General features: G+C 58.8%; 22 protein-coding genes. 8 read left to right on the top strand and 14 right to left on the bottom strand.

Translation table 11 applies throughout. The features are described 5' to 3' along the window. Positions 1–64 precede the first annotated feature (64 nt). Entirely contained in the window at positions 65–451 is a 387-nt protein-coding gene (gene ridA, locus V1572_RS05350; RefSeq protein WP_008501391.1) for a 2-iminobutanoate/2-iminopropanoate deaminase, read from the top strand. Between the two features lie 51 nt (positions 452–502). Here the strand turns inward: ridA and V1572_RS05345 are convergent, their stop codons facing one another. Next, positions 503–2887 carry a beta-N-acetylhexosaminidase gene (locus V1572_RS05345; RefSeq protein WP_395299756.1) on the bottom strand — a complete coding sequence of 795 codons (2385 nt, stop codon included), beginning with the start codon at positions 2885–2887 and terminating at the stop codon, positions 503–505. 199 nt (positions 2888–3086) lie between these two features. Then, entirely contained in the window at positions 3087–5795 is a 2709-nt protein-coding gene (gene mgtA / locus V1572_RS05340) for a magnesium-translocating P-type ATPase (RefSeq protein WP_395299755.1), read from the bottom strand. A gap of 391 nt (positions 5796–6186) precedes the next feature. Between mgtA and treR the strand changes: the two genes are divergently transcribed. The 5 genes from treR (at position 6187) to nrdG (ending at position 13460) form a co-directional block, all read left to right on the top strand. Next, positions 6187–7134, top strand: a complete 948-nt coding sequence (gene treR / locus V1572_RS05335; protein WP_032651468.1) for a trehalose operon repressor TreR — start codon at positions 6187–6189, stop codon at positions 7132–7134. A gap of 128 nt (positions 7135–7262) precedes the next feature. Beyond that, positions 7263–8681 carry a PTS trehalose transporter subunit IIBC gene (treB, locus tag V1572_RS05330; RefSeq protein WP_023310193.1) on the top strand — a complete coding sequence of 473 codons (1419 nt, stop codon included), beginning with the start codon at positions 7263–7265 and terminating at the stop codon, positions 8679–8681. A 52-nt stretch (positions 8682–8733) separates the two neighbouring features. Then, complete coding sequence (treC, locus tag V1572_RS05325; RefSeq protein WP_126534182.1) at positions 8734–10377, top strand: alpha,alpha-phosphotrehalase; 1644 nt, start codon at positions 8734–8736, stop codon at positions 10375–10377. A 374-nt stretch (positions 10378–10751) separates the two neighbouring features. Next, positions 10752–12890, top strand: coding sequence for an anaerobic ribonucleoside-triphosphate reductase (gene nrdD, locus V1572_RS05320; protein WP_063622677.1), 2139 nt, complete (start codon positions 10752–10754; stop codon positions 12888–12890). A gap of 105 nt (positions 12891–12995) precedes the next feature. Further along, the gene (nrdG, locus tag V1572_RS05315; protein WP_395299754.1) at positions 12996–13460 is read left to right on the top strand and encodes an anaerobic ribonucleoside-triphosphate reductase-activating protein; all 465 of its coding nucleotides are present in this window, start codon (positions 12996–12998) and stop codon (positions 13458–13460) included. Positions 13461–13492: 32 nt separating this feature from the next. Here the strand turns inward: nrdG and V1572_RS05310 are convergent, their stop codons facing one another. Genes V1572_RS05310 through V1572_RS05265 form a run of 10 tightly spaced genes read right to left on the bottom strand, consistent with a single transcriptional unit; the run spans position 13493 to position 22067 of the window. Then, the gene (locus tag V1572_RS05310) at positions 13493–15403 is read right to left on the bottom strand and encodes a BglG family transcription antiterminator (protein ID WP_090393030.1); all 1911 of its coding nucleotides are present in this window, start codon (positions 15401–15403) and stop codon (positions 13493–13495) included. Positions 15404–15422: 19 nt separating this feature from the next. Continuing rightward, positions 15423–16559, bottom strand: coding sequence for a lactonase family protein (locus V1572_RS05305; protein ID WP_277718318.1), 1137 nt, complete (start codon positions 16557–16559; stop codon positions 15423–15425). A 25-nt stretch (positions 16560–16584) separates the two neighbouring features. Beyond that, positions 16585–17325 carry a 2-dehydro-3-deoxy-phosphogluconate aldolase gene (gene dagF, locus V1572_RS05300; protein ID WP_129346008.1) on the bottom strand — a complete coding sequence of 247 codons (741 nt, stop codon included), beginning with the start codon at positions 17323–17325 and terminating at the stop codon, positions 16585–16587. Next, positions 17322–18440 carry a DgaE family pyridoxal phosphate-dependent ammonia lyase gene (locus V1572_RS05295; protein WP_048225365.1) on the bottom strand — a complete coding sequence of 373 codons (1119 nt, stop codon included), beginning with the start codon at positions 18438–18440 and terminating at the stop codon, positions 17322–17324. The genes dagF and V1572_RS05295 overlap by 4 nt, the downstream gene beginning before the upstream one ends. Beyond that, the gene (locus V1572_RS05290) at positions 18424–19557 is read right to left on the bottom strand and encodes an amidohydrolase/deacetylase family metallohydrolase (protein ID WP_223539926.1); all 1134 of its coding nucleotides are present in this window, start codon (positions 19555–19557) and stop codon (positions 18424–18426) included. Before V1572_RS05290 ends, V1572_RS05295 begins: the two co-directional genes overlap by 17 nt. Positions 19558–19599: 42 nt before the next feature. Continuing rightward, complete coding sequence (locus tag V1572_RS05285; protein ID WP_003856081.1) at positions 19600–20241, bottom strand: DUF4310 family protein; 642 nt, start codon at positions 20239–20241, stop codon at positions 19600–19602. Between the two features lie 13 nt (positions 20242–20254). Next, a complete protein-coding gene (locus tag V1572_RS05280) occupies positions 20255–21031 on the bottom strand; it encodes a DUF4311 domain-containing protein (RefSeq protein ID WP_008501408.1) in 777 nt (258 codons plus the stop codon). 22 nt (positions 21032–21053) lie between these two features. Beyond that, entirely contained in the window at positions 21054–21353 is a 300-nt protein-coding gene (locus V1572_RS05275; RefSeq protein WP_006810338.1) for a DUF4312 family protein, read from the bottom strand. A gap of 2 nt (positions 21354–21355) precedes the next feature. Next, entirely contained in the window at positions 21356–21718 is a 363-nt protein-coding gene (locus V1572_RS05270; protein WP_023293430.1) for an SFCGS family glycine-rich protein, read from the bottom strand. A gap of 10 nt (positions 21719–21728) precedes the next feature. After that, on the bottom strand, positions 21729–22067 hold the full coding sequence (locus V1572_RS05265) for a glycine dehydrogenase (RefSeq protein WP_086374949.1): 339 nt from the start codon (positions 22065–22067) through the stop codon (positions 21729–21731). 417 nt (positions 22068–22484) lie between these two features. Between V1572_RS05265 and V1572_RS05260 the strand changes: the two genes are divergently transcribed. Further along, positions 22485–22640, top strand: coding sequence for a Hok/Gef family protein (locus tag V1572_RS05260; RefSeq protein WP_072061332.1), 156 nt, complete (start codon positions 22485–22487; stop codon positions 22638–22640). A gap of 69 nt (positions 22641–22709) precedes the next feature. Here V1572_RS05260 and cybC read toward each other — a convergent pair whose 3' ends face one another. Together cybC and pmbA are read right to left on the bottom strand one after the other, a co-directional pair. After that, the gene (cybC, locus tag V1572_RS05255) at positions 22710–23096 is read right to left on the bottom strand and encodes a cytochrome b562 (RefSeq protein WP_008501412.1); all 387 of its coding nucleotides are present in this window, start codon (positions 23094–23096) and stop codon (positions 22710–22712) included. A gap of 38 nt (positions 23097–23134) precedes the next feature. Then, positions 23135–24487 carry a metalloprotease PmbA gene (pmbA, locus tag V1572_RS05250; RefSeq protein WP_395299753.1) on the bottom strand — a complete coding sequence of 451 codons (1353 nt, stop codon included), beginning with the start codon at positions 24485–24487 and terminating at the stop codon, positions 23135–23137. Positions 24488–24582: 95 nt separating this feature from the next. Here pmbA and yjgA point away from each other — a divergent pair, with 95 nt between their 5' ends. After that, complete coding sequence (gene yjgA, locus V1572_RS05245; RefSeq protein WP_008501414.1) at positions 24583–25134, top strand: ribosome biogenesis factor YjgA; 552 nt, start codon at positions 24583–24585, stop codon at positions 25132–25134. The last annotated feature ends 14 nt before the right edge of the window (positions 25135–25148 follow it).

Genomic DNA, 25148 nt, shown 5'->3' with positions numbered 1-25148 from the left:
GTAATGAAATCCCGGCTGTTATAATGGCCGGGAACATTCTTAACGCTGTAATTCTGGAGAAAACATGAGCAAAGTACTCGCGACGGAAAATGCACCAGCCGCTATCGGCCCTTACGTTCAGGGCGTTGATCTGGGCAGCATGATCATCACTTCAGGTCAGATCCCCGTAAACCCAAAAACCGGCGCGGTGCCGGAAGATGTCGCGGCGCAGGCGCGTCAGTCGCTGGAAAACGTGCAGGCTATCGTTGAATCTGCTGGCCTGAAAGTGGGTGATATCGTGAAAACCACCGTATTCGTGAAGGATCTGAACGATTTCGCGACCGTTAATGCCACCTACGAAGCGTTCTTCACCGAGCATAACGCCACCTTCCCGGCGCGCTCCTGCGTGGAAGTGGCGCGTCTGCCAAAAGACGTGAAAATTGAAATCGAAGCGATTGCCGTTCGTCGTTAATTCGCTTTGTCGATAAAAAAAGGCAGCCCAGGCTGCCTTTTTTGTTGCTTGCTACTGATTCCGCGTGGCGCGCAGCAGCGTCTCCAGTGGATAGACCGCCGCAATCACCACTTCGTCCTGCACCTTCGCCGCGTTATCCAGCTCGCTCTGAATCGAGGCGATCTCTTTGTCATCCAGCGTGCCCTGACGCGCCACCAGATCCGTCAGGCGAAGGCCAATGGAGGCCAGCTTATCCACCTCCTGGATCACCGGCTTCATTGCCTTCAGCTGATAGCTGTTTTCGCTTAAGGCCAGCGCGTCGCTGGTGTTGCTCTGCCAGCGGTTAAAGACGTGGCGCAGAGCGTCAGCGCTTTCCGTGTCTTCCGCATCGCTCACCAGACGGTCCGCCCATTTGTGCATCTGGCGCACGGTGGCGCTTTCGGCGTTCAGCGCATCCGCGAAGCGGTTGAGGGGCTCGAACTGATGATAGTTTCCGGCCTGGAACTTCAGGTGCTGACGGGTGTAATACTGCGCCGGTTCAATGGCCTGAGCGAGGATCTGCAGCGGCAGGGTGTCGGCATTACCGGCGAGGCGTGTGAACTGCACCTGCTGCTGGGTGTGCTGCTGCAGCCCGACCGACACCGTCGACCAGCTGTCCATCGCCTGCAGGCGGGTGTACATGTTGTCGACATCGTTGACGTCCTGCGCGGACCACAGCCGCTCTGCCACCGCAAACGTACGCGGCCACAGGCGGATATCCAGCACCGGCGCCACCACGTTTTCCGCCCACAACGCCGCTTCGCCGCCGAGCAGGTTGGCCTGGTTCGCCACGTCCGGCACGACGGGCGGAACGCCTTTCGGCACGTCGTCCAGACGCGTGCCGCTAATCGGGTAGCGCGTATTCCCGACAAGGAAATAACCGGAGAGTTTGTCGTTATCGACGGTGACGACCGGGCGCGTTTCGCCCATCCACGTATCGACGGTAAACGTCACCTGGCTGTCATCGCGCCACTCGATGTTCTGCACCGCACGGCGCGATTTCCCGGCAAAATCAATAAACCCGCGCCAGCCGGCATCCCCTTTCACCAGGGTGAAGCTCCCCTCCACCGGCTTGCCCTTCAGGCGCGGCATGGAGAAGGCCCAGCTCTGGGCGCTGTCGGTATCCGCTATCACGTCCACGCCGTTTAACCCCTGCGGGACGATCTCGTTGCGGTAGTGATAGGCGGTGGACTGGGGCTGGTCGAGATAAAAGCCGGTCGACAGAATGCCCTTGTAGCCGTTCTGCGCCACCTGCCCCAGCGCGTCCTGCCCCTGCCAGGACTGGATCAGAATGCTTTTCGGTAAGTCAGGATGGTAGATCTCGTCCCAGCCGACCATCTGGCGGTGATGCTTCTCGAGGATCGTTTCCAGCTTGCGGTTGAAGTAAGCCTGCAGCGCGTGGCTGTCCGCCAGCCTGTTGTCGCGCATAAATTGCTGGATGGCCGGGTTCGCTTTCCACTGGCTGTCGTCCACTTCGTCGCCGCCGATGTGAAGATACGGATCGGGGAAGATCGCCGCCAGTTCGCTGACCATCGCGTCAGCAAAGGCGTAAGTCGCCTCTTTGGTGGGATCGAGAACCGGCTTCAGCACGCCCCAGTGGCGTTCCATGGCGTATGGCCCCGGCGCGCTCATCAGCTCCGGGTAGGCCACGGCAATCGCCGAGGCGTGGCCCGGCATGTCGATCTCCGGCACCACGCGAATGCCGCGCTCGGCGGCGTAACGCACCACCTCACGCATCTGTTCATGCGTGTAGAACAGCCCGTCGCTGGCAAGCTGCGTCAGCTTAGGGTAGCGCTTCGAGCTGAAGCGCCAGCCCTGGTCGTCGGTTAAGTGCCAGTGCAGCACGTTGAGCTTCGCCGCAGCCATGCCGTCGATCTGGCGTTTGATATCCGGCAGCGGGATAAAGTGACGTGCCGAATCGAGCAGCAGCCCGCGCCACGGGAAACGCGGCGAATCTTCAATGGTCACCCACGGCAGAGAGGTATTTTCCGCGCCGTTCTGCATCAGCTGGAGCAGGGTTTCCATGGCGCGCAAGGCACCGAAACGGGTGTTGGCAGAGATGTTCACGCCGTTGGCATCCACCGTGAGCTTATAGCTTTCATCGCTGTCCGGCAGAGGCTGCGGCTTCACCTTTTTGGCAATCGCGATGCGGATAGTCGGTTTGTCTGGCTTTTCAGCCTGAGGCTGCAGCGTCCAGCCGGTTTGCAGGGCGATGCGCTGGCGCAGGCGGTTGACGGCGTCACCGAGATCGTCCCCGCTGACGCTAATGGATACGTTGTTGCTGATCACCAGTGCGCCCTGGGTCGTCGGGCGTTCGACCTTCGCAGGCCAGGGCATTAAAGGGAGATCCCCTGCCGGGGCGGCAAAGGCAGAGGCGCCGAGCATCAGCCCGGCGGTTAAGAGACTGTACCGTAACATGAATGTTCCTTATCTGACGGGCCAAATAAAGGCAAAACATTCTGTTAACATGCGCTCAATTTGTCGTCAAGCGAATGCGCCGACGGAGATCACAGGTTGTTGAATTTGGGAGGAAAGCTAGTGCCGGGTGGCGGCTTCGCCTTACCCGGCCTACGTTCTGATCGTAGGCCCGGTAAGCGCAGCGCCACCGGGCTTGCCGTTACTGCCAGCCATACCGACGCGCATAGAACCCTTTCACCATCTGCGTCAGCACCATGTAACCCGCGAGGATCGCCACCAGCCACGGGAAGTAGCTCAGCGGCAGCGCCTGCAGCTGCAGGTAGCTCGCCAGCGGTGAGAACGGCAGCGCGATGCCGAGCGCCATCACAATGCCCGTCATCACAATCAGCGGCCATGCGGCACGGCTCTGGATGAACGGAATGCGGCGCGTGCGGATCATATGCACAATCAGCGTCTGCGACAGCAGCCCGACCACGAACCAGCCGGACTGGAACAGCGTCTGGTGTTCCGGAGTGTTGGCGTGGAACACAAACCACATCAGGCAGAAGGTCAGGATGTCGAAGATAGAGCTGATCGGGCCAAAGAACAGCATAAAGCGCCCAAGATCTGCCGGGTTCCAGTGCTGCGGCTTCTGGATCTGCTCGTCATCCACGTTATCAAACGGGATAGCCACCTGAGACACGTCGTACATCAGGTTCTGGATCAGCAGGTGCAGCGGCAGCATCGGCAGGAACGGCAGAAACGCGCTCGCCACCAGCACGCTGAAGACGTTACCGAAGTTGGAGCTGGCGGTCATCTTGATGTACTTGAGCATATTGGCAAAGGTACGGCGCCCTTCGATGACGCCCTCCTCCAGCACCATCAGGCTTTTTTCCAGCAGAATGATGTCCGCCGCTTCACGGGCAATATCGACCGCTCCGTCTACGGAGATACCGATATCCGCCGCACGCAGAGCGGGCGCATCGTTGATGCCGTCGCCCATAAAGCCCACCACGTGCCCTTCGCGCTTAAGCAGGGTGACAATGCGCTCTTTGTGCATCGGCGTCAGGCGGGCAAACAGCGTGGTGCGCTGGGCAAGCTTCGCCAGCTCGTCATCGGAGAGATGTTCAATCTCGCTCCCGACCACCACATCGCCCGCGTCCAGCCCCACCTCGTGGCACACTTTGGCCGCCACCAGCTCGCTGTCGCCGGTGAGGATTTTCACGGTAATACCGCTCGCCTTCAGCGCTTTGAGCGCCGGTGCGGTGGTCTCTTTCGGTGGATCGAGGAAGGCGATGTAACCTTCGAGGATCAGATCGGATTCGTCGATACGCTGATAGTCCCCCTCGCGCGCCGGCAGGAACTTGCTCGCCACCGCCACCACGCGCAGCCCCTGACGGTTCAGGTTGTCGGTGACGCGCTTGATGCGGCGCAGCATGGTGTCGTCCAGCGGCACGATGTCGCCGTTATAGCGCACCTGTGTGGACACGTTCAGGATCTCCTGCAGCGCCCCTTTGCAGATCAGCTGATGCACATCCGTCTGCTCGCTCACCACCACCGACATGCGGCGGCGCTCGAAGTCGAACGGGATCTCATCCACCTTCTGCCAGCGGCCGGAGAGCGTGCGGGCGGACTCTTCATCCACCCCTTCCAGCACCGCGACGTCGAGCAGGTTTTTCAGCCCGGTCTGGTAATGGCTGTTCAGCCACGCGCTGTGCAGCACGCGCTCGCTGGTTTTGCCGGATATATCAGTGTGGTTCTCCAGCACGATTTTGTCCTGCGTCAGGGTGCCGGTTTTATCGGTGCAGAGAATGTCCATCGCGCCAAAGTTTTGAATGGCGTCGAGGTGTTTGACGATCACCTTCTGTTTAGAGAGCTTCACCGCCCCGCGCGCCAGCGTAGAGGTGACAATCATCGGCAGCATTTCCGGCGTTAAGCCGACGGCCACGGAGAGCGCAAACAGCGCCGCTTCCCACCAGTCGCCTTTGGTGTAGCCGTTGATCAGCAGCACGATCGGCGTCATCACCATCATAAAGCGGATCAGCAGCATGCTGACGCGGCCAATTCCTTTCTGGAAGGCATTCGGCTCGCTCTCCTGCTCGCTGACGCGCCCGGCAAGCTGACCAAACCAGGTGTTGCCCCCGGTGGCGGTGACAATCGCCTGCGCGGTACCGCTGACGACCGTAGTGCCCATAAAGCACAGGGTGTCGCACTCGAGCGGGTTCATCTGCTGCGGGTCGCGGCTGCGCGCCACCTTTTCCACGGGCAGGGATTCCCCGGTCAGGGAGGCCTGCGCGACGAAGAGATCGCGTGCCTGGATGATGCGTAAATCTGCCGGGATCATGTCCCCCGCGGCCAGCTTAACCAGATCCCCCGGCACCAGCTGGTCGATAGGCAATTCCACCCAGGCATTTTCGCCGAGATCGTTGATCACGCGCGAGACGGTCGCGGTGTTGCTGACCATCGCCTTCAGGGCGTCCGCCGCTTTGGTGGAGCGGGCCTCCTGAATAAAGTTCAGCAGCGTGGAGATGCCCACCATCAGGGCAATCACCCCTGCGGCAAACAGATCCTCCGTCGCATAGGAGATGAGGCCGAGCACGGTCAGCAGCAGGTTAAACGGGTTGCGGTAGCAGAGCCACAGATGCACCCACCACGGAGACGGCTTTTGCGCCGGAATGAGGTTATCGCCATGCACGGCGCGGATTTTTTCCACTTCTGCCGCGTTCAGCCCTTCCGGGTGTCCGCCAAAGGCGCGCCAGACTTCATTTTCATCCATCGCCGCCACGTTCAGGCAGCGTTCTGTCAGGGACGCGGGGATCGCCGCCCCCACCATGTTTTTGGCATTGGGCAGCGGGTCGCGCTGAACAAGACGGTGTGGCAGGTGGCGGCTCAGCAGGGCCTGCAGCTGCCGGGTGATATTTTTAAACATAGTCATTCCTCCGCATCCGCAAACGCGGACGCAGCTTTTCCTTCAGGCGTGGCAAAGCCGTACCTGAGAGGCACTCAATTTTTCAAGCAGGAACGTTTGGGACGTTGCTGCCTCACATCACCGGTGAGTCAGCAACAGGCTGGCTTACCGGAAAGAACGCATTCTCCCGTTCAGGAGAGGTGTGGGATCGGGATCCATGAAGCCTCCGGTAAGTAAAAAGTAGGGTGTCGCCGCGCAGTATAAGGATTTAAGCGTACCCTTTGTGACGATTCGGGCGGTATTATACCCCCCTGCAAATAAACCGAACGTAAACCAGACTTTGCCCATAGCGAAATCGCGCTATAGCATTAGGCTCAATTGACCATTTTGTCGTTGTTACAGGGAATACAGCATGCAGAACCGCCTTACGATTAAAGACATCGCGCGTTTAAGCGGCGTGGGGAAATCAACCGTCTCACGCGTGCTGAACAACGAAAGCGGCGTCAGCGAACGCACCCGCGAGCGCGTTGAGGCGGTCATGAATCAGCACGGCTTTTCCCCTTCCCGCTCCGCGCGCGCCATGCGCGGACAGAGTGACAAAGTGGTCGCCATCATTGTCTCGCGTCTGGATTCTCTGTCTGAAAACCTTGCCGTGCAGACTATGCTGCCCGCCTTCTATGAGCAGGGATATGACCCGATCATGATGGAGAGCCAGTTCTCGCCACAACTGGTGGAAGAACATCTGGGTATGCTCCAGCGACGCAACATTGACGGCGTGGTGCTGTTCGGCTTTACCGGCATCAAAGACGAGATGCTAAAACCCTGGCAGCCGTCGCTGGTGCTGCTGGCGCGCGATGCCCACGGTTTTGCCTCCGTCTGCTATGACGACGAGGGCGCGATTATCACCCTGATGCAGCGCCTGTTTGACGAAGGCCATCGCCATATCAGCTTCCTCGGCGTACCGCACGCGGACGTCACCACCGGCAAGCGCCGCCATGAGGCCTATCTGGCCTTTTGCAAAAAGCACAACCTCTCCGCCGTGGCCTCCCTGCCGGGGCTGGGCATGAAGCAGGGCTACGAGCAGGTCGCCAGCGTCCTGACGCCGCAAACCACCGCGCTGGTGTGCGCCACGGATACGCTGGCGCTGGGCGCGAGTAAATATCTGCAGGAGCAGCGTATCGATAACCTGCAGGTGGCGAGCGTCGGCAGCACGCCGCTGATGAAGTTTTTGCACCCGGAAATTATTACCGTCGACCCGGGTTATGCCGAGTCCGGCAGACAGGCCGCCGCGCAGCTGATCGAGCAGATCAACGGGCGCGCTGAGCCGCGTCAGATCGTTATTCCTGCCCACCTTTCTTAACCCCCGCTCAACGGTTTATTGTGATCTTCGCCCGATTTCGGGAACGTTCCCATTTTCGCCGTCACGCTGAAGGAGTAGGCTTGCGCTCAGGTCATTACCCCCCTCACCATCTGTCATGAGGTTTCATGATGAGTAAAGTCAAACAAGCAGATATCGATCAGTTGATCGTCCTGGTCGGCGGCCGCGAAAACATCGCTACCGTCAGCCATTGCATTACCCGCCTGCGCTTCGTGCTGAACGATCCGGCCAAAGCCAATCCGAAGGCCATTGAAGAACTCTCCATGGTTAAAGGCTGCTTCACCAACGCCGGTCAGTTCCAGGTCGTGATTGGTACCGAAGTGGGCGATTACTATCAGGCTCTGCTGGCAACGACCGGGCACTCCTCCGCCGATAAAGAGCAGGCGAAGAAGGCCGCGCGCCAGAACATGAAGTGGCACGAGCAGCTGATTTCCCACTTTGCGGAGATCTTCTTCCCGCTGCTGCCAGCGCTGATCAGCGGAGGCTTGATTTTAGGCTTCCGTAACGTCATCGGTGACGTGCCGATGAGTGACGGCAAAACCCTGGCGCAGATGTACCCGGCGCTGAAAACCGTGTACGACTTCCTGTGGCTGATTGGCGAGGCGATCTTCTTCTATCTGCCGGTGGGGATCTGCTGGTCCGCGGTGCGCAAGATGGGCGGTACGCCGATCCTCGGTATCGTACTCGGCGTCACGCTGGTCTCTCCGCAGTTAATGAACGCTTACTTACTTGGTCAGCAGGTGCCTGAGGTGTGGAACTTCGGCCTGTTTACCATCGCCAAAGTGGGCTATCAGGCGCAGGTCATTCCGGCCCTGCTGGCGGGGCTGGCGCTGGGCTTTATTGAAACCCGACTGAAGCGCATCGTGCCGGATTACCTTTATCTGGTGGTGGTGCCGGTGTGCTCGCTGATTCTGGCGGTCTTCCTGGCGCATGCCTTTATCGGTCCGTTTGGCCGCATGATTGGCGACGGCGTGGCCTTCGCAGTGCGTCACCTGATGACCGGCAGCTTCGCCCCGATTGGCGCCGCGCTGTTTGGCTTCCTGTACGCCCCGCTGGTGATCACCGGCGTGCACCAGACCACGCTGGCCATTGATATGCAGATGATCCAGAGCCTCGGCGGCACGCCGGTCTGGCCGATTATCGCCCTGTCTAACATTGCTCAGGCGTCCGCGGTGACCGGCATCATCATCGTCAGCCGCAAGCACAACGAACGCGAGATCTCCGTTCCGGCGGCCATCTCCGCCTACCTCGGCGTCACCGAACCGGCGATGTACGGTATCAACCTGAAATACCGCTTCCCGATGCTCTGCGCGATGATCGGTTCCGGTCTGGCGGGCCTGGTGTGCGGACTAAACGGCGTAATGGCAAACGGGATTGGCGTCGGCGGCCTGCCGGGCATCCTCTCCATCCAGCCCGCTTACTGGCAGGTGTTCGCCCTGGCAATGGCCATCGCGATTATCGTCCCAATGGCGCTGACTACCGTGGTTTATCAGCGTAAGTTCCGTCAGGGCTCGCTGCAGATTGTTTAATCTCTCTCTTTCGGGGCGCAGTTGCGCCCCTTCGCATTTGCAGGAACACACTATGAATACCCTTCCTCACTGGTGGCAAAACGGCGTTATCTACCAGATTTACCCCAAGAGTTTCCAGGACACCACCGGCAGCGGCACCGGCGATTTACGCGGCGTGACGCAGCGTCTGGACTACCTGAAAACCCTCGGCATCGACGCCATCTGGCTGACGCCGTTTTATATCTCCCCGCAGGTGGATAATGGCTACGACGTGGCGAATTACACCGCCATCGACCCGGCGTACGGCACGCTGGATGATTTCGACGAACTGGTCGCCGAGGCGCACCAGCGCGGCATTCGCATCGTGCTGGATATGGTGTTCAACCACACCTCAACCCAGCACCCCTGGTTCCGGGAATCGCTGAACAAAGCGAGCCCGTACCGCCAGTTCTACATCTGGCGCGACGGCACGCCTGAGCAGTTGCCCAACAACTGGCGCTCCAAGTTTGGCGGCAACGCCTGGCGCTGGCACGCAGAGAGCGAGCAGTATTACCTGCACCTGTTCGCGCCGGAGCAGGCGGACCTCAACTGGGAAAATCCGGCGGTGCGCGCCGAGCTGAAAAAGGTGTGCGAGTTCTGGGCCGACCGCGGCGTCGACGGCTTGCGCCTCGATGTCATTAACCTGATTTCGAAAGATCAGGATTTCCCGAATGATGAGACGGGTGACGGTCGCCGCTTCTACACTGACGGGCCGCGCATCCATGAATATCTGCAGGAGATGAGCCGCGACGTCTTTACCCCGCGCAACCTGATGACGGTAGGCGAGATGTCCTCGACTTCGCTGGAGAACTGCCAGCAGTATGCTTCTCTCGATGGCCGCGAGCTGTCGATGACCTTTAACTTCCACCACCTGAAGGTGGACTATCCCGGCGGCGAAAAGTGGACGAAGGCGAAGCCGGACTTCGTGGCGCTGAAAACCCTCTTCCGCCACTGGCAGCAGGGGATGCATAACAAAGCCTGGAACGCCCTGTTCTGGTGTAACCACGACCAGCCGCGCATCGTGTCGCGCTTCGGTGACGAAGGAGAATACCGGGTTCACGCCGCGAAAATGCTCGGCATGGTGCTGCACGGTATGCAGGGCACGCCGTATATCTATCAGGGCGAAGAGCTGGGGATGACGAACCCGCACTTCAGCCGCATCACCGATTACCGCGACGTGGAAAGCCTGAACATGTTCGCCGAACTGCGCGCCAACGGCCGCGATCCGGATGAATTACTGGCGATTCTGGCGAATAAGTCCCGGGATAATGGCCGCACGCCAATGCAGTGGGACGCGTCGCACAATGCGGGCTTTAGCGAGGGCGAACCGTGGATTGGCGTCTGCGATAACTACGAAACCGTGAACGCCCGCTCGGCGCTCGACGATGCGGATTCCGTCTTCTATACCTATCAGTCGCTGATTAGCCTGCGCAAAACCCTGCCGGTGCTAACGTGGGGGGATTATGAGGATCTCCTGCCGGAACACCCTTCTCTGTGGTGCTACCGTCGCCAGTGGCAGGGACAGACCCTGATCGTTGCGGCGAACCTGAGTAATACGCCTCAGGAATGGCAGACAGACCTTCTCAGCGGTAAGTTGCAGGTGTTGATGAGTAACTACCCGACACCGCAAACGACGTCGCTGCGTCCGTTTGAAGCCGTCTGGTGGTTGCAGCAGTAACCGTCCTGCCGGGTGCAGCCCTGTACCCGGCTTACTTTACTGTTTTTGTTGAATAATTAATCAGATTTTTCTCTTCCACCTTTACAATCTCTGAAGCGCCCGTCGTTTGTACTCTCGTCTTTTTACTTTGTTCTGAATCAAATAAATCGCAAACATGTTTGATGCAAATCACTATATGTAGCACTTAAAATGCACGCCGACCCAATATCTTGTATTTATCGTCTACTATTCCAACAACAAGACGGCGCTTACGCTGGCCGGAATTGTGGATAACACGAGCTGGGAACGCGGGAAGTCTTTGGCCTGGCGGGAAATGCGTCCGGTGAATACTTCTCCACCTCTGTGGATAACCTGTTTTTAAAAATGGAGTGATCATGACACCGCATGTGATGAAACGTGATGGCTGTAAAGTGCCGTTTAAATCAGAGCGCATCCAGGAAGCCATTCTGCGTGCAGCTAAAGCAGCGGGAGTCGATGACGCAGATTACTGCGCCACCGTCGCAGAAGTCGTTAGCAGCCAGATGAATGAACGCAGCCAGGTCGATATCAACGAAATCCAGACCGCGGTTGAGAACCAGCTGATGGCAGGGCCCTACAAGCAGCTGGCGCGCGCCTACATTGAGTACCGCCACGATCGCGACGTGCAGCGCGAGAAGCGCGGTCGTCTGAACCAGGAGATCCGTGGCCTGGTGGAGCAGACCAACTCCGCCCTGCTCAATGAAAACGCCAACAAAGACAGTAAAGTGATCCCCACCCAGCGCGATCTGCTGGCCGGTATCGTCGCCAAACACTATGCCCGCCAGCATCTGCTGCCGCGCGACGTGGTTTCGGCGCACGAGCGCGGCGAAATTCACTACCACGATCTCGACTATTCGCCGTTCTTCCCGATGTTCAACTGCATGCTGATCGACCTGAAAGGCATGCTGACCCACGGTTTTAAAATGGGCAACGCCGAGATTGAACCGCCTAAGTCAATCTCCACGGCCACCGCGGTCACGGCGCAGATTATCGCCCAGGTCGCCAGCCATATTTACGGCGGCACCACCATTAACCGTATTGATGAAGTGCTGGCTCCGTTCGTCACGGCAAGCTTCAATAAGCACCGTAAAACGGCTGACGAGTGGCACATTCCGGACGCTGACGGCTACGCGCACTCCCGCACCGAAAAAGAGTGCTACGACGCGTTCCAGTCGCTGGAATATGAAGTGAACACGCTGCACACCGCCAACGGCCAGACGCCGTTTGTGACCTTCGGCTTTGGCCTGGGCACCAGCTGGGAATCGCGTCTGATCCAGCAGTCCATTCTGCGCAACCGTATTTCCGGCCTTGGCAAAAACCGTAAAACTGCGGTGTTCCCGAAACTGGTTTTCGCGATTCGCGACGGCCTGAACCACAAGTTTGGCGATCCAAACTACGACATTAAACAGCTGGCGCTGGAGTGCGCGAGCAAGCGCATGTATCCGGACATCCTGAACTACGATCAGGTGGTGAAGGTCACCGGTTCGTTTAAAACGCCAATGGGCTGCCGCAGCTTCCTCGGCGTGTACGAGGATGAAAACGGCGAGCAGATCCACGACGGGCGCAACAACCTCGGCGTGATCAGCCTCAACCTGCCGCGCATCGCGCTGGAAGCGAAAGGCAATGAAGACGCCTTCTGGGCGCTGCTGGACGAGCGCCTGCAGCTGGCGCGTAAGGCGCTGATGACCCGTATTGCCCGTCTGGAAGGGGTCAAAGCCCGCGTCGCGCCGATCCTCTATATGGAAGGGGCCTGTGGCGTGCGCCTGAAGGCGGACGATGACGTGTCTGAAATCTTCAAAAACGGTCGCGCGTCGATTTCGCTGGGCTACATCGGCATTCACGAAACCATCAACGCGCTGTTTGGCGATACGCACATGTACGACAGCGAAGCCCTGCGTGAGAAAGGCATCGCCATCGTTCAGCGCCTGCGCGACGCGGTAGACCAGTGGAAAGAGGAAACCGGCTACGGGTTCAGCCTGTATAGCACCCCAAGCGAGAACCTGTGCGACCGCTTCTGCCGTCTGGACACCGCCGAGTTCGGGATTGTGGAAGGCGTGACCGACAAAGGGTACTACACCAACAGCTTCCACCTCGATGTGGAGAAGAAGGTGAACCCGTACGACAAGATCGACTTCGAAGCGGCGTATCCGCCGATCGCCAGCGGCGGCTTCATCTGCTACGGCGAGTACCCGAACATTCAGCACAACCTGAAGGCGCTGGAGGACGTGTGGGATTACAGCTACCAGCACGTGCCGTATTACGGGACCAACACGCCTATCGACGAGTGCTACGAGTGTGGCTTTACCGGCGAGTTTGAATGTACGAGTAAAGGCTTTACCTGCCCGAAATGCGGCAACCACGATGCGGCCCGCGTCTCCGTGACCCGCCGCGTGTGCGGCTATCTCGGCAGCCCGGACGCCCGTCCGTTTAACGCTGGCAAACAGGAAGAGGTGAAGCGCCGCGTGAAGCATCTGGGGAATGGACAGATCGGTTAATCCGCTGCCACGTTAATGCCCGGTGGCGCTGCGCTTACCGGGCCTACGGACCGCTCTCTTTTGTAGGCCGGGTAAGCGCAGCGCCACCCGGCGTGGTTATTCGCGATGAACTATCACCAGTACTACCCCGTCGACATCGTCAACGGCCCCGGCACCCGCTGCACCCTGTTCGTCTCAGGCTGCGTCCACGAATGCCCCGGCTGCTACAACAAAAGCACCTGGCGCCTGAATTCCGGCAAGCCGTTCACCGCGGAGATGGAAGATAAAATCATCAGCGACCTGAACGACACGCGCATCAAACGCCAGGGAATTTCGCTCTCCGGCGGCGATCCGCTGCATCCGCAAAACGTGCAGGATATTTTGAAGCTGGTGAAGCGCATTCGCCGCGAGTGCTCGGGAAAAGATATCTGGGTCTGGACAGGCTACAAGCTGGATGAGCTGAACGCGCAGCAAATGGAAGTCGTGGATCTGATTAACGTGCTGGTCGACGGTAAGTTCATGCAGGATTTAAAAGACCCGGCGCTCATCTGGCGCGGCAGCAGCAACCAGGTTGTACATCATTTGCGTTGATCAAAGGCGGATGTCATCCATCCGCCCTTATCTCAAAAACGACTCAAACTCTCCATCGCCACCGCCTTAAACCCGGCAAAATCCTCGCAGCTACAGAGACGTGACATCGCCCGCTCGCGCAGGAAAGTGACGAAGATATCGTAAATCGCCATCGCCTCTTCGTATTCGCTTTTGCTGATGGCAAGCAGGAAGATGACGTGCGCGGTTTCGTCGCCCCACTGCACGCCGTGCGGGGCCAGCACGGTGTAGACCACCGTTTTCTGCGCCAGCAGGCCGAGGGAGTGCGGCAGCGCGATGCCGTCGCCGAGCATGGTACTGACGATAGCTTCACGCTCAACAACCGAATCCAGAAACTCCGCGCCAACAAAGCCTTCGGCCTCAAGCTGTTCACACAGCTCGCGGAACAGCGTCTGCTGATCGATCGGCTTGTCGATAATGCGGAAGTGGGCCGCGTCGAAGTATTTATCCAGCATCCACGGGCGGGTGCGGTCCACCAGCACCAGTTTGCCAATCTGTTCTAACTGATAGTCGGTCGGGAACGGGGCGATCATCACCACCGGTTTTGACTTTTCGCTGACGCGGGCGGTGGCGATCACAAAGTCTTCGCCAATCGATTCCGCCAACTCGTACTCGCGCAGGGTGAGCGTGCGCGTCACCTCAATCTGCGGGTATTTACGCTGCAGCACCGCCTCAATCATGCGCACCATCGCGTTACCGGCGTCGCATACCAGCAGCACGCGCGGCTGACGCTGGTAGCCAATGTTGTAGTGGCGCTCCAGCCCGACGCCAATATGCAGCACCAGGAAACCAATCTCGTTTTCGCTGATCACATACGGCGTGTATTTGCCCCAGCTCGACACCGCGGCCAGCGTCATGTCCCACGCCATCGGGTAGTGCTGCTTGATGTTATCCAGCAGCGGATTGGGGATCATGATTTGATACCGCACGCGGGTGATCATGGTTTTAATATGCGTCAGCAGATCCGCGTGCAGCTGCGCGTCGCTAAGCAGGTTGTAGTTATAGTGGGTGTTGATGTAGCGCAGGATGTAGTTGACCAGCGCTTCATCGTCATCGGCATTAATCGCGCTGGGCGCGATCTCCTGGATCTGCCGCGCCGCAATGTGCACGCACAGCCAGCTCTCCTCCGACGGCGAAAGCGTTTTGCCCGCCAGCTGCTGGATGGTCACCGCGATATCCTTCGCCGCCTCGCGCACGTTCTCTTCCACGTCTTCGGCATGGAATTCCGGCAGCGGGTAACCTTCGCTGATGCGACGTACCGACACCGCGCAGTACAGGCGCAGGAACAGCTCGCCTTCATCGGTCAGGCGAATGTGATGACGCGTCAAGGCGTCGTGCAGCACCGGCACCATCTGCTCCGCCACGCCCGCATTCAGCGCCACGTCGGTCACCAGCGGGTTCAGGCTGTCCTGCTGCGCCAGCTCCCAGAGCAGATCGGTCAGGCACGCGCGGGTCGACATCTCGCTGCCAAACAGCTTCATCCCATGGCGCGGACGGGTTTCCAGCGTCAGGTTGTAACGATGAAACCACTCGCGTACCTCCGCCATGTCGCTTTGCAGCGTGGCGCGGCTGACGAACCACTCGTCCGCCAGATCCTCCAGCTTAAGCGAAAACGCCGAGGTGAGAAAACGCACCACCAGATAATGCACGCGCTCCGGCCCGGTCCGTGGGATACGCAGCGCGCGCGGGTGGGATGCCTGAAGCTGCTGATAGCGCTCGGCATCCTCAATTTTGAGCTGGTAGCCGTTGCCCCGGCTCAGGATAAACTGCGCGCCGTGGCTGGCCAGCAGCGCGTTCAGGGCGGTGATATCCGCACGGACGGTTCGCGTGGAGACCGACAGCCGCTGCGCCAGCTCGTCCTGCGGCAGCGTCTCGTTTTGCAACAGATCGAAAAGTTGCGCTAAACGTTGGTTCGGAAATCGCACGTCGTTGTCCTCTAACAGCTTAAGGTGAAATGACCATCTGGGATGGGCTGCCGACCGGGGTATAGTCCGGTTCGAAGCTCAATTTCCCGTCCTGCGCCACGCGGAAACGGGTAATGTTGTCGCTGCGCTGGTTCATGACGTACAGCCAGCGTCCCTGCTTATCGAGCGTCAGGGTGCGGGGATAATCACCACGCGTCCACACGTCATCCTGATGCGTCAGCGTGCCCTCTGCTGTTACGGTAAAGTGCCCGATGCTGTTATGCAAACGGTTAGCCACGTACAGCTGCCTGCCATCGGCGCTTAATGCGAGCCCGGCAGCAAAGCTGGTGCCTTTGTAACCTTCCGGCAGGGCAGAAACCGTTTTATCCTCTTTCAGGGTGCCGTTGGCGTTCACGGTATACCGGGTGAGCGTAGACGCCTCTTCGTTAATCAGCCACAGGGCATCGCCCTTCGGCGTAAAGACAAAGTGGCGCGGCCCGGCGCCTTTCGAGGAGGCGCTGATAAACGGCGGATCGTTCGGCGTCAGCTTTCCTGTCCGATCGTCAAAACGGTACTGATAGATGCGATCCAGCCCCAGATCGGTGGAAAACACGTACTTCCCGCTCGGATCGGCGGCGATCATGTGCGCATGGGGGCCGTTATGATCGCTGATCGCGAAACTGCCCTCCGCAGCAGCTTCGGGCTTCGCCGCGCCCGGTTCGCCTTGATCCTGATGTTTGTCCGTGGCTTCACCCAGGCTGCCGTCTGCGTTGACGGGTAAAACGGCAATTGAGCCGCTGACATAGTTCGCCACCAGCAGATGCTGGCCGTTCGGCGTCAGGGAGAGATACACCGGCCCGGCACCGCCGGAGGCCACCTGATTGAGCTGGCTCAGCTCACCGTTATCGCCGACGCGCAGCGCCTGCACCACGCCCTGCTCCACTTCACTTGCCAGATACAGCGTTTTGCCGTCCTGTGAAAGGGTCAACTGCGCCGCATTCGGCAGTTTGCTCACCAGCGTTTTATCGTTCAGCGCGCCGGTTTGCGGGTTAACAGTAAAACGGTACAACCCTTCACCGTTCGGATTATAGGTACCCACCCAGGCATATTGCGTCTGGGCGACAGCGGCGGTGGCGAGCATTGAGAGTGAAGCGACAAGCAAGGTACGGGTGTGCATGGTGGCTCCTGTATATATGTGAGTTCTACTTCACCAGCTTCTTCGTCATCGCCAGCAGAGTACGCACATCTTCCGGACGCGTATCACCGCTGGCTTTGTCGATAATCGAGCTGTAGATATGCGGGATGATTTTGCTCACGCCCGCGTCGAGGGCGATCTGCAGGATCTCCTCATAGTTTTCCAGATCGATACCTCCGGTCGGCTCCAGCCAGAAGTCGTGACGGGCGCAGGCTTCCGCCACCGCTTTGTACTCGTCACGGCACTTCAGGCCGCCCATCGGGAAGTATTTGATAGAGCTGCCGCCGAAATCTTTCAGCAGAGCAATCGCCGTTTCAACCGGCACGATGCCGTCCGGCGCTTTGCTGCTCAGCGGGCCGGTGGAGATTTTCACCATCCCGACGGTGCCGGTCGGGGAGACCAGACCGTTGACCACAGAGTCGTTCTGTCCCAGCAGCGCGCGGCTGGTAGCCACGCCGGTAAAGACCTGGTTAACGTGCTGCGGCTGCACCTGACGGGAGATCTCGCTCACCATCGCCGACTGGTTCGGGTCGCCCGCGCCCAGCCCAACAGACAGTGCGTTATCAATCAGCGCCGCGTACTCGCGCATATCCGCTACCGCGCTGGCTACGTCCGGGTAATTTTTGGAGAGCACGCCCACCAGCACATGACCTTCCGCCGCCTCGTAGATGGCGCTGGCGTTGGCCTTCGACCCTGCCAGCACGTTCAGACAGACGCGGTCACGGTAAAAGTTGGGGGTCAGTTTCATGCATTTTTCTCCTGTCCTAACACTTCGCTAATGCGGCGGTACACGATGTTCAGCTGATCAGCATTCACGCTGCGTACATCCGCTTCGATAATCCCTTCGTTGGCCTTGTAGCCACGGAAGTAAATGGCGTATTCGCCCTGCTTCAGCTTCGCCACCAGGTCACCCGTGCCGACGCCGGTGGTGGCTTCGTCAAATTTAATCTCGGTGCGGGCGATGTCGCGTCCGGCGCTGTCCCAGACCACGCGCGCGGTCACACCGTTCAGGGTGTTGAGCGCCTCGATAAACGGCGTCATTTTCGCCACCATCTCGGCGCCGCTCTCTTTGGTGGCCGTCAGATAGTGTTCGATGGCGCAGGTCAGGCCAAGAATGCCCTCTTTACCCACCTTCATGGCGCGGCCAATCCCCGCCGTCTGGCGTTTGACCCACTCAACATACTGGGTTTTGCCGATCACCAGCCCGCTGGTTGGGCCTTCGATCGCCTTCGCGCCGCTGTAGATCACCAGGTCCGCGCCGGAGCGGTAGTAAACATGCAGATCTTCTTCCGCCGCGGCATCAACGATGAGCGGCAAGTCGTGTTTACGCGCGACAACGGCCGCCTGCTCGACGCTGAGCATGCTTTTCTGCACGCAGTGGTGAGATTTGATATAGAGGATCGCGGCCGTGCGCGGGGTGATCGCCGCCGCCAGCTGATCGGCGGAACATTCGTTGGCGTAGCCCGCCTCCACCAGCCTGCCGCCGCCCAGCGCGACCATGGTGCCCACCGGCGCGCCAAAGTTCACGTTGTGGCCTTTCGGCAGGACGATTTCGTTGTTCTCAATTGGGGTAATGTGCAGATTTTCCAGCAGCCAGTCGCTGTCTTTGACCAGCACCGCCGCCACGGACTGGGCAATGCCCGCCGACGCGCAGGAGACGACCGTCGCCCCTTCCACATCCAGCAGCTTCGCGATGTACTCCCCGGTTTTATTGACCAGATCCTTCATCTCGAAATAGTGATTCATGCCGTCCATCGCCGCCTGTACCACCTCCGGACGCGGCGTGGAGACGCCCAGCGCCGTCATGCGGCCAGAGGTGTTGATAACCTGCTTTAAGCGGTACTTCTCATAAATCGAAGGCATTTTCCGTGCTCCCTTGTTCGGTCATGTAGCCCTTGCCCGCGCGGATCGCGGCAAGCGGCACCAGAATGTGTTCAGCCTGCAGGCTGTCGTTTTCGGCATCCGTCAGCACCGTCGGCTGACGTTTGAGGATGAATAGCGTCAGGTCGGCGTCGAGACCCGGCTGAATGCGGCCCTTGCGCGTCAGGCGCAGGCCGTCGGCGGCGTTCGCCGTGACGCAGTCAATCACCTGCGGCAATGACATGCCGATGGCGAGAAACTTCGACATCACGCTTGCCAGCGAGCCCACCGGGCCGTTGATGCGGTTGCGGCAGTAGATATCTGAGCTGATGGTGTGCGGCAGAATGCCCATCGCGATAGCGCGTTTTGCCACCTCAAAGCTAAAGCTCGCCGTGCCGTGCCCCACGTCCAGACGCACGCCGCGCTTCAGGGCAGAGGATATGGAGGCGCGCAGCTCGCCCGAGGGCGTCAGAATGCGGTTAGGCTTGCCGTTATAGCAGTGGGTAATGATGTCGCCGGAACTCAGGAGTTCGGCGATTTCGTCGAGATTTGGCGGGTTGTTGCCGATGTGCACCATCAGCGGCAGGTCGCCGTTCTCTTTCTGAATCGCTTTCGCGCGCGCCAGCGGCGTGATGCCGTTTTCACCGACCACGCTGCTGCTCATACGCGCCTTCAGGCCGACGATAAAATCAGGGTGGCGCTTCACCGCCTGCTTCACCGCGTCGGCATCAACATTGGCCATATTGGCCAGCTCGTTCTGGGCAATCAGCCCCACGCGGGAGATGTTCAGCAGAGCAAAAACCTCGGTGGAGGCCTTGCGGGTGATCTCATAGAAATCGTCCACATCGTCGGCGCCGGTGCTGCCCGCGTCCACTACGGTGGTGACGCCGGTGGCAACGCCCACGCTGTCGGGTTCGTCGTGGTAAATCGGGGAATTCGGGTAGCAGTGTACGTGGGAGTCAATCCAGCCTGCGCTGACGAACACTTCACCGTTCAGCTCAACCGTTTTATGCGCGGGCGCGTTAATCTCGCCCAGCGCCGCGATTTTCCCGTCCTGAATGGCGATATCGGTCAGGGTATCGTCGGTGAGGCGCGCACGGCGCAGGAGTAAATCAAACATGAGGATCTCCTGATAAGGCGGGCGCCAGCGCGCCCGCGGGTATTAAAGGGCAACCGGGAACAGCCAGCCCAGAATCATCGCGCCGAGGATAGCGCCACCGGTAATCGGCTTCTGCCAGATGTAGAACAGCAGCGCACCCACCAGCGAGCCGACGCCGATCGGAATGGAGGCGGTCATGGCGCTGAGGATGATCAACGGCCCGAGGAAGCGGCCGGAGGCGTTGCCCGCGCCCATCATCACGTCTGCGCCGTAGGTGGAGTTGCTCTGGTTGATGGTGAACTTACGCGCCAGGATGATGACGTAGCCAATCGCCAGACCAATCACCAGGCCGGTGATCAGCGAAGCAATGAAGTTGGTCACCGGGAACATGATCCCCGCGCCCAGCAGCAGCGCCGGTACGCCGAGGCCTACGCCGGTCTGGATCGCCCCGCCAATGTCGAGAATACCGACCAGCGACCCTTCGATAATACGGGCGAACAGGAAGCTCGCGCCAAACGCCGCCACCGCGCCGTAAACGCCGGTATCAATACCCGCTTTCAGCATCGCCACGAAGGCCACTTCGTTAAACGCGCCGATGCCGTAGAGGTAGTACATGTGCGTCCCGGCAAACACGCCGGAGGAGAGCAGGCCAACGAAGATCGGGAACGACCAGTCGGCATACCAAAAACCTTTATTCTGTTCCATTTAGAGGCTCCTGTTATTTACCGCTGAGCGAGTTGTGGATCATGTCGAGCCAGTTCGGCACGGTCAGATGGAAGGATTCGATCATCTTCATGTCGAAGCCGCGGAAGAAGCCGCTCAGCACGAAGAGCAGCACGATAGCCGCCATCATCACTTTGGTGACGTGGTTCCAGCCGCTCTCTTCCACGCCTTTCCCGATCAGGATCCCCAGCACCAGGCCCGGTACGGCGTTGCCCATAATCAACTGCGCCGCGCCGCCGAAGATGGTGGCCCAGAAGCCCGATTTTTTACCCGCATCGATGGCTGCCAGCCAGAAGATCACCGGCATCACGGTGTTCACCAGCAGGTTTGCCGCCGGCACCAGCACCTTCACGGCGGTGACCTGAAGCGCTGCGGGAACGGAGGAGGCGGTCAGGTTAAGGAAGGTCACGACGATCATGCCGATCACGCCGCAGGCAATCGCCATTTTGCGGGGATCGTGCAGCGTTTCGCCGACGTTACGGTTTTTGATCATCAGTGCAGCCGCACCCCAGTTCGGGATGATGCGGTGGTCAACGTCCTGTGTGAAAGCCCCTGCGGCCACGGAAGAGGCCCAGGCGTTAAAGAAGAAACCTAACCCAAAGGAGAAGTGGGACGCCGGATCCCCTTCACAGGAGTTCAGTTCCCCCAACGTACGAAACGCGCCCATACCCTGAGTGGTAGGCGCATGAAACATGCGTGCAGCCCCGGCGCCCACACCGACGCCAACCAGGCCGCCAATGATGAGCGATTTTATTAATATAATTAAGAACATCAGTCTGCCCTTTTATGAATAATCAGCGTTGCGTGACGAAATCCACCTGGTCGAGATTGATGGCTGTCACGTTGACGGTCACATCCAGCTCCACGCTGTAGGTGCGTCTTTCCCGGCGCAGAAAGAAGAACAGAAACGCTTCTTTACGCACCGCTTCTTGCGCCTGAACGACCTGCACATCCTGTGGCTCAATACGCAGTAAGATATGCGGTGAGGCTTTCATCACCGCGGCCTGAACGTGGTTGAGCGCGTCGGCAAAGGCGCGCGCTTTGGCGTCGCCCTTCCCCTTCACTCTCACCGTGGTTGTGAACTGTTCTTTCATGCTTATGCGCCGTATTTCTTCTGCCACGCCTGTACCAGACGCTCGCCAAGCTCTTCTTTATCCATAAAGCCAAAGCCCAGCACGTTGCAGCCTTCGTTGATGGCAGTCACGCCCTCTTCCACGGAACGCATGCCGTATTTGGCTTTGTAGCCATACTTGGTCTGGGCGGTGATGGCACCCGCGCCGCCGCTGCCGCAGAAGGAGATGCCGAAGGTGGCGTTTTCCGCTTTCATTACGTCGCCCAGCTTCATGTCTGCCGCCATGCCCGGTACGACAACCGCGCGTCCACCTGCTTTTTCCACACCGGCAGCCACTTTCTGACCTTTACCCAGGCGATCGCCAATCACGACTGTAATCTGTTCCATGTGTTGCTCCTTAAAGGTTGTCTTTTGCGACTTCAAAGTGAACGGAGAGCAGCCAGGCTTCTTCATCAGGAAGGTTGCCAAACTGCGCGACCACTTCACGGGCAAGCCGCATTGAATCCGGTGAAATTTCGTCAAACAGCTCTGCTTCAACCTCCGGTAGCGGCTCGCCGGTCACGGACCGGTGCGCCATGGCGCGCACGTGGGAGGTGAGCATCTGCTCCTGTACTGCATTGGGGATGATGTTGTTCCGGGCCAGCAGGGCATAGACCTGCTGCAGCATGGTGTTTGCGAGTTGATCTGTTTGCACCGCCTGTTCCCCAACGTCGTTCATTACCGCTCCGTTAATCACTGGTCTTACCCCGTTAATGGCTCTGGATTAAAACTAACGGTGGGAGGGACGGGTTTGTAGCGAGTTGTTTTCCACTTCGAAGTGGAAAGGCGAGCCGCAGCAGTGATCTGTGCCACATAAATGCGCCGAATCTGGATAAATCAATGTATTCGCGTGATGAATATCACGCTATTACGCGGGAACGAACGGGTAAGCAGAGTGGAAAAGATTCCGAGCAGGCTCGTAGAAATGTGACGTGGATAAGGTTTTCTTATGGGGATTGGGTAGAGTGGCGGCGGGTGCTTGAGACTGACCGTCTCAGGCATGGGACGGAAAGTGGAAAGCCCCGCCTGATAGAAAATCAGGGCGGGGGCTCGAAACGACACGTCACGACCGTGGAGTTCGCTACCTCGCCCGCTTTAAAGCAAGGAGGCATCCATGAAACGCAGAAACCCAAGTATCGGGGTTTTGATGATTATTGCTTTGACAATAATCATCTTAACGCTGGTGACGAGGAAAACACTGTGCGAAATCCGTTTTCGAAACGGCTCGCTTGAAGTGACAGCGCGGATGGATTGTCGCTCCGGCCAGTAGGGAGCAAGGATGCGGAGGCGCGTCATGCGCCTCCGCATACGGGGAAGGACGTACAGCTCAGGCACCCAATTAACGATACTTTTTGTGGTACGTATTGCGCGTGGTCACAAACTGCTCGGCCGCCGCCTGGGCCTCTTTCACTTTGCCTTCGTTAGCGAGCTTCAGCGCGCCGTCGATCTGGCCGACCAGCACGTCAAAGCCGTGGCGGTAGTCTTTCATCTCTGCACTGTCTGCCGCTTTGCTTTCCAGCTTTGGCGGCGTCGCTTTTTGGGCGTCCAGCGCCGCTTCACGCATTTTGGTCAGCGCGTCTTTCATTTCCGCCGCATTGTCGGTTTTCTGGACCACCTTCAGGTTTTGACCGAGGATGCCCATGTCGTCTTCAAGATCGGCAGCAAACGCAGAAGAGCCAAGAACCAGCGTTGAAGCTGCGACGATCGCTAACAGATGTTTACGCATTGCTCACTTCCTTTTTTATTATTAACAAAACGCTATCTTTATTGTCCGGCGATTTTCATTTCCGGAAGTAATACAGAACCACACTGTATATTGCTGCGTGTTTCAATATCGTTACCGACCGTAACGATATTGCGCCACATATCCTTCAGATTGCCAGCGATGGTAATTTCGCTCACTGGATACTGGATTTCACCGTTTTCCACCCAGAAGCCCGCCGCACCGCGAGAGTAGTCTCCGGTGATGCCGCTGACGCCCTGCCCCATCAGCTCGGTCACCACCAGACCGGTGCCCATCTCCTTCAGCATCTGCTCAAAGTTGAGGCCCTGCCCGGCAATGCGCCAGTTGTGAATACCGCCCGCGTGCCCGGTGCTTTTCAGCCCCAGCTTGCGCGCAGAGTAGTTGGTCAGCAGCCACTGGGTCAGCACGCCGTCTTTGACAATGTCACGACGCTCGGTGCGCACGCCTTCGCTGTCGAACGGCGTGGAGGCCAGCCCTTTCAGCAGGTGCGGATGTTCTTCGATGGTCAGCCATTCCGGCAGGATCTGCTTGCCCAGCGAGTCGAGCAGGAAGGTTGATTTACGGTAAACGGAGCCGCCCGCAATCGCGCCCACCAGATGGCCAAACAGACCGGTCGCCACTTCATTGGCAAAAATCACCGGCGCTTTCATGGTGGAGAGTTTACGCGGCGACAGGCGAGACAGCGTGCGTTCGGCACACGCTTTGCCTACCCACTCCGGAGACTGCAAATCCCCCAGCGCGCGGCCAATGGTGTAGGCGTAGTCGCGCTCCATGTCACCGTTCTCTTCGGCGATGACGCAGCTGGAGAGCGAGTGGCGGGTAGAGCAGTAGCCCTGCAGCATGCCGTGGCTGTTGCCAAAGACTTTGATGCCGTAATGGCTATTGAAGCTGCCGCCTTCGGTATTGGTGATGCGCTTGTCGGCCTGCAGGGAAGCCTGCTCGGCGCGCGCGGCCAGTTCAATGGCTTCGTCCGGGGTCACTTCCGCCGGGTGGAAAAGATCGAGATCCGGCGCGTCAAACGCCAGCAGGTCTTTATCGGCCACGCCGGCGTAAGGATCCGGCGAGGTGTAACGGGCGATATCCAGCGCGGCCTGCACCGTACGGGCGATGGCATCCGGACTGAGATCGGTGGATGACGCACTGCCTTTGCGATTCTGGTGGTATACCGTGATACCCAGCGCGCCGTCGCTGTTGAATTCGACATTCTCCACTTCGCCATAGCGGGTGCTCACGCTAATGCCGGTGGTTTTGCTGACCGCCACTTCGGCGCCATCTGATTTTTCTGAAGCAAGCATCAGCGCGGTGGAGACGGCTTCTTCCAGAATCTTACGCTGCGCTTCAACTTGTGAGGTTACTTTCATCGCAAATGCCATACTGTAAGAGAGAGTTAACTGAAGTCTAACAGAGAACCGTTTTTCAGTGCGCGTCTTAACTGGTAACATTAGCCTCTTTTTTTAAGGAGCCTGACATGACTAAGCAGCCCGAAGACTGGCTCGACGACGTTCCCGGTGATGACATCGAAGACGAAGATGATGAGATCATCTGGGTCAGTAAAAGTGAAATTAAACGTGACGCCGAAGAGTTAAAACAGCTTGGCGCGGAAATGGTAGAACTGGGTAAAAACGCGCTTGATAAGATCCCGCTCGACCAGGATCTGCGCGATGCCATTGAACTGGCACAGAAAATCAAAAAAGAAGGCCGTCGTCGCCAGCTTCAGCTTATCGGGAAAATGCTGCGTCAGCGCGATGTTGATCCGATCCGCCAGGCGCTGGACAAGCTGAAAAACCGCCACAACCAGCAGGTTGCGCTGTTCCACAAGCTGGAGCAGATCCGCGATCGTCTGATTGAACAGGGTGATGACGCCGTACCGGAAGTGCTGAACCTGTGGCCGGATGCCGACCGCCAGCAGCTGCGTTCCTTGATCCGCAACGCGAAGAAAGAGAAAGAAGGGAATAAGCCGCCGAAGTCTGCGCGCCTGATTTTCCAGTATCTGCGCGAGCTGTCTGAGAACGAAGAGTAATCCGTTCCCCTCAC

Source organism: Enterobacter quasiroggenkampii (assembly GCF_043972695.1).
GTDB classification, from domain to species: domain Bacteria; phylum Pseudomonadota; class Gammaproteobacteria; order Enterobacterales; family Enterobacteriaceae; genus Enterobacter; species Enterobacter quasiroggenkampii.
The sequence above is the reverse complement of the archived record's forward strand: the minus strand, read 5'-3'. Positions and strand labels throughout refer to the sequence as shown.

Excerpts from the sequence above, each read along its gene's own strand:
- V1572_RS05290 (WP_223539926.1), bottom strand. The coding sequence starts at position 19,557 with ATGTTTGATTTACTCCTGCGCCGTGCGCGCCTCACCGACGATACCCTG.
- V1572_RS05345 (WP_395299756.1), bottom strand. The coding sequence starts at position 2,887 with ATGTTACGGTACAGTCTCTTAACCGCCGGGCTGATGCTCGGCGCCTCT.
- treC (WP_126534182.1), top strand. The coding sequence starts at position 8,734 with ATGAATACCCTTCCTCACTGGTGGCAAAACGGCGTTATCTACCAGATT.
- cybC (WP_008501412.1), bottom strand. The coding sequence starts at position 23,096 with ATGCGTAAACATCTGTTAGCGATCGTCGCAGCTTCAACGCTGGTTCTT.
- nrdG (WP_395299754.1), top strand. The coding sequence starts at position 12,996 with ATGAACTATCACCAGTACTACCCCGTCGACATCGTCAACGGCCCCGGC.
- V1572_RS05270 (WP_023293430.1), bottom strand. The coding sequence starts at position 21,718 with ATGGAACAGATTACAGTCGTGATTGGCGATCGCCTGGGTAAAGGTCAG.
- pmbA (WP_395299753.1), bottom strand. The coding sequence starts at position 24,487 with ATGGCATTTGCGATGAAAGTAACCTCACAAGTTGAAGCGCAGCGTAAG.
- treB (WP_023310193.1), top strand. The coding sequence starts at position 7,263 with ATGAGTAAAGTCAAACAAGCAGATATCGATCAGTTGATCGTCCTGGTC.
- dagF (WP_129346008.1), bottom strand. The coding sequence starts at position 17,325 with ATGAAACTGACCCCCAACTTTTACCGTGACCGCGTCTGTCTGAACGTG.
- yjgA (WP_008501414.1), top strand. The coding sequence starts at position 24,583 with ATGACTAAGCAGCCCGAAGACTGGCTCGACGACGTTCCCGGTGATGAC.
- V1572_RS05295 (WP_048225365.1), bottom strand. The coding sequence starts at position 18,440 with ATGCCTTCGATTTATGAGAAGTACCGCTTAAAGCAGGTTATCAACACC.
- V1572_RS05280 (WP_008501408.1), bottom strand. The coding sequence starts at position 21,031 with ATGTTCTTAATTATATTAATAAAATCGCTCATCATTGGCGGCCTGGTT.
- V1572_RS05285 (WP_003856081.1), bottom strand. The coding sequence starts at position 20,241 with ATGGAACAGAATAAAGGTTTTTGGTATGCCGACTGGTCGTTCCCGATC.
- V1572_RS05260 (WP_072061332.1), top strand. The coding sequence starts at position 22,485 with ATGAAACGCAGAAACCCAAGTATCGGGGTTTTGATGATTATTGCTTTG.
- ridA (WP_008501391.1), top strand. The coding sequence starts at position 65 with ATGAGCAAAGTACTCGCGACGGAAAATGCACCAGCCGCTATCGGCCCT.
- treR (WP_032651468.1), top strand. The coding sequence starts at position 6,187 with ATGCAGAACCGCCTTACGATTAAAGACATCGCGCGTTTAAGCGGCGTG.
- mgtA (WP_395299755.1), bottom strand. The coding sequence starts at position 5,795 with ATGTTTAAAAATATCACCCGGCAGCTGCAGGCCCTGCTGAGCCGCCAC.
- nrdD (WP_063622677.1), top strand. The coding sequence starts at position 10,752 with ATGACACCGCATGTGATGAAACGTGATGGCTGTAAAGTGCCGTTTAAA.
- V1572_RS05305 (WP_277718318.1), bottom strand. The coding sequence starts at position 16,559 with ATGCACACCCGTACCTTGCTTGTCGCTTCACTCTCAATGCTCGCCACC.
- V1572_RS05275 (WP_006810338.1), bottom strand. The coding sequence starts at position 21,353 with ATGAAAGAACAGTTCACAACCACGGTGAGAGTGAAGGGGAAGGGCGAC.